Raw genomic sequence first — 4,696 nt, forward strand, 5'->3', positions numbered from 1 at the left:
TTCTACGTCAACCGTGATTTCTTCGGTTGAGGAGCCTCCTCCTCCGCTGCTTCCGCCGGACGGCACTGCCGCCAGTCTAGTAACCTCGATAAAATAACTCTTCACCGTGCCATTCTCCGCACTCACGACAACTTGGATGACATTAACACCAACATTTAACTGCACTGGATTTACAATCGCTTGACCGTCACGCTTCATGACGACGGAAGATTTCGGGTCACTTGGCAAAGCAATCACGTTCGTCTCCCGGATATCGTTCGATACAGATGCGGTATACTGCGTTGCTTGGGCCGCGAATTCCGGCGACAAGCTTGCATTGGACAAGCCAAGCGAGGCGAGATTCGCATTGGCGGACAATCCGATCGTTACAGTTACGAGGTAGGAGACGGTACTGCCGTCCTCCGCGGTCACCGTATACAGGACCGGGTGCGTGAAGTCCCCCGGTTGTCCGCTACCCGGCGTAACGCTCGTGCCAACGAATGATAGAGTAGGAACAAGTTGCGTTACATCCGTTCCGTACGGCACAGACAAGGTTATCGACTTCGACGTTTCGTCGATGATTCCCGCAACCGCAGGGTTTAACCCTTGAAAAGCGAAGTTTATGATCGCTTTATCCGTGTTTGGTAAGCGTGTAATATACACGAGATAGGACTTCGTCGCCCCGCTTTCCGCCGTTACGACCGCTTCGATCAAGTTGAGGCCGATGTTAAGCGGCATCGGATTCGCGATAATTTGACCGCCGCTCTTCAAGACGACAGAGGCATGCGGATCCGCCGGGACGGCGATCACATTCGTCTCGTAAACGGCGCTGGTGACCGACGCGAAGTACTCCGATTTATCCTCCTCGAAAGTAGGCGACAAGCTTGCGTTCGACAAGCTCAGCGAGGCCAGATTCGCATTATCGGACTGTCCTACCGTTACGGTTACAAGGTAAGTTACGGTACTGCCATCCTCTGCGGTCACCTTGTAGACGACCGGATCGGTGAAATCCACGGACTGTCCGTTAGCCGGCGAAAGGTTTACACCGCTGTGCGAGATCGCGGGAACGAGTTGCGTCACATCCGTTCCGTAAGGTACGGACAAAGCGATTGTCTTCGCCGATTCATTGATCGCTCCCGTTACGACCGGGCTTAAACCTTGTAAATCAAAGCTCACGATCCCTTTAGCCGAGTTCAGCGCGACCGTAAAATTAATCCGGTACGTCTTCTTCGTCGTGCCGTCTTCGGCGGTCACGACGATCGTTGTCGTACCCGGCAAGCTTGAGGCAGCAGTCACGACTGCGTTCGCTTTGCCTGTCGCGTATACCGTCCCGTTCACGGAAGGCACCATTGTCGTTCCATAAGGCAATACGACGTCGTACTCTTCAACAGTAGAACCGAATCCGGCCACGGTTACGCCGTTTACGGTCAAATCCTGCAATCTGGCTTCATCCAGAGTTGTCCAAAGGATTTCTTTCGTTTCCGCGACCCCGTCAACCTGAACGACAATCCGGTATAATCCGGCTGGAAGGCTAGAAGGGATTAGTAACGGAATATTGGCAGCCTGAGACGCAATCGTGTCCGATCCTTCTACTCCCGGTACGGTGTTCCCGAGTTCATCGACCAGCCATGCCGTTACGGACTTAGCATCCGGAACTCCGAACGTACTCACTCGCACGGCAGTCCCGTTAGCGTCCGCTTTCGCGATGGTTTGCTGAACAACTTTGCGGACGCGATGGTTACCGCGATCCGCAATATAGATCGCACCGTCCTGACCGACAGTGATCCCGGTCGGCCCATTAAGCTTAGCGGTTAATGCGGAACCGCCATCTCCGCCGTAACCCGCAGTCCCGCTGCCGGCGACGGTGATGATTTTGCCGAACTGATCAACTCTGCGAACGGCATGATTACCCGTATCGGCGATATAGAGATTATCATGCTTATCGAGCGCTACGTCCCAAGGTTCGTTCAATTCGGCGGTTGTCGCCTTTCCTCCGTCGCCGGAATAGCCTGCCGTCCCTTTGCCTGCTACCGTTGTAATAGCGCCGGTTGCCTTATCGATCTTGCGAACGGCATGGTTGCCTGTATCCGCGATATACACATTGCCTTGGCTGTCGACTGCCACGCCGCGCGGCGAGCTTAACTTTGCGTTCGTTGCTGCCCCCCCGTCCCCCGTATAGTCCGCGGTACCCGTTCCGGCAACCGACGAGATGGTCCAGCTAGGTTCATAAGTTACCTTGCGTACGCGATGGTTGTTCGTATCCGCAATGTAGTAATCTTTATTATTGGTATAAGCAATACCCGTAGGTGAATTTAACATTACGCTAGCATCGTTCGAATAATTGCCGTCTCCTGCGTAACCCGCAGTTCCATTCCCTGCGCCCATGTTATCCAGCCAACTGTACTGGGTCGAGCGAATCCGGTGATTTTGCGTATCGGCTATTAATAAAGAATAGTAAGCTTCATCGACACGAACGGCTAGTCCGCTCGGCTCTTGGAAATTCGAAGTCTTAAGATAAAAATTGTTTTTGTATCCGGAAATTCCCGTTCCCGCAAATACATTCAACAGACCGTATGTCTCTGCATTACCTTGCGAAACTTGCAGGATACGATGATTTAAGCTATCCGAAATAAATAGCGTATTATCGTTCGTCACGGCTACGTCCGTGGGACTATGCAGCCGGGCGGCCGTTCCGGGTCCCCTACCGTAATAATCCCCTCTGCCTTCGCCCGCCAAAGTCACGACGTTACCGTCCGCAGTCATTTTTCTAAGCTTGTTTTGATCGGAAAAGATGAGGTTGCCGCTCGCATCGAATTTCCCGAAATTCGGATATTGCAGATTCGTCGTTAGCGTAGATCCGTCTCCGTTATCGACACCTGAACCAGTTCCTGCTACAACTCCTATTTTCCCCATTGAATCTAGTCGATATATTCTCTTGTTGGAGCTGTCCATAAGATAAATTTCTTGCGTTACGGGATGTATGACTATGTCTTGAATAGAGCCGAGGTGGGTGTTCGTCGCATCGGCTCCATTCGCCGGAGCTCCGTAATTCCCGTTGCCGGCGATCGTCCATATTTTCCCGGCAGTATCCACCTTAACAATCGTATTCGCCGCATGATTGTTAACGTACAAGTTTCCGTTATTGTCCAAAGCGACATTATAGGGATGGTATAATTTGGCGTCCGTGGCATTGATCCCGTTCGGAAGCCACTCCGGATTCCCTTGCGCAGGCGTCAGCCCGTTCCCCGCCACAGTAGTTACATCTCCATTGGTATCGATCTTTCTTACCCGATGGTTGCCGTAATCCGCGACATAAATATTCCCTGCAGCATCCAGAACGATATCCTGAGGGTTGTTAAACAACGCCTGCTCGACTCTCCCGTCCCTATAACCGGCCTCGCCATTGCCGGCGATCACCGTATAAACGCCGGTACTCAAGTCAACCGCCGATATCCGATCGCCATCGGTTTCAGCTATGTACAACTTAGTGCCTTGCAGGAACAACCCTCTTGGATTAGATAGCCGCGCGGCGACAGCCGGACCGTTATGGCCTTCGGGCAGGAAATATCCCTCACCGGAGCCCGCTACCGTCGTCACCCATCCGGAAGAGTCAACCTTGCGAACGCGAAAAGTCGTAAATTCCGCAAAATAGACGTTCCCGGCTGCGTCGATCTCAACGCCTTGAGGACCTGAAAGACGCAATTTAAGCGCTTCCTCCTCATTACCGATATCGCCAGTGCCCGCAACTGTCGAGATCGTATAGTTGCCTTGGCTGCTTGGCGCTGCCTTAGCCTCTTTCCTTGCGGACGTTCCTGCGAAGAAATCAACGAATAGAATACAAAGAACCACAACCCATTTCATGAGTTTAGACTTTCTCATCTGTTTTCCTCCAAAGTTAGCGATAATATGTCACGTTTCGAGTTGATTTTACACATATGCGATTAACAAACTCTTAACAATACCTGCTCACAAAAAGAACTCCGCCCAAGGTAGCTAATCTAGCACAATGGGCGGAGCCTTTAATCGTACTACACTTAGTTCTTAACGCTTTCCACCTCTTTACCGTTCTCTCTTACCCACTGATGATCGCGCGAAGCTTCCTCGACTTCGCGGAACGCCCAGTTCGTGCTCGGCATGTCGGAGAACGTCGGCTTCAGATCGCCGAATAACGGCCCCCGGTCGAACAGACGGTTCAATACTTTCACCGCTTCCGCGCGCGTCAGCGCTTCGTCCGGCCGGAACGTTCCGTTCGCTCCGCCCGTCATAATGCCCGATGCCGCAGCGACTCCGATCTCATCGGCTGCCCAGTGCTTCGCGCTCACGTCTTGGAACGTTACCGCTCCGCCGAGTTTGCCGCATGTATCATAAGCAACTGCGTCCGCCTTGCAAGCGTTCGTTACCCATCTGGATACGATTGCAGCCATCTGAGCACGAGTTACAACTTCCATAGGACGGAATGTACCATCGTTGAATCCGAGGAGTATTCCGTTCGCGCTTGTCGCGTTGATCTCTTGGCTTGCCCAATGCTTGTTCGCCATATCCTTGAAGCTTAATGCTTTCGTGCCTGATGTCGGCAGATTGCGACCCAGCATGGCTGCCATCTCCGCACGGCTCACCGAAGCTTCCGGACGGAATGTTCCGTCCTTGAATCCTTTGATGTAGGCCGTATGTTGCCCTTGATCCTTGCCTTGACCCTGATTCTGCTCTTGCTTCGCGA

At 52.6% G+C, this 4,696-nt stretch carries 2 protein-coding genes; both read right to left on the bottom strand.

From position 1 onward, the window contains the following. The coding region (locus L3D05_RS22320) for an NHL domain-containing protein (protein ID WP_239618601.1) at positions 1-3,858 on the bottom strand (3,858 nt) is incomplete at its 3' end. 155 nt (positions 3,859-4,013) lie between these two features. After that, positions 4,014-4,696, bottom strand: a 683-nt coding sequence (locus tag L3D05_RS22325; RefSeq protein ID WP_239618602.1) for an S-layer homology domain-containing protein, incomplete at its 5' end; no start/stop codon positions are given.

The organism is Cohnella mopanensis, assembly GCF_022352055.1.
Lineage (GTDB): Bacteria > Bacillota > Bacilli > Paenibacillales > Paenibacillaceae > Cohnella > Cohnella mopanensis.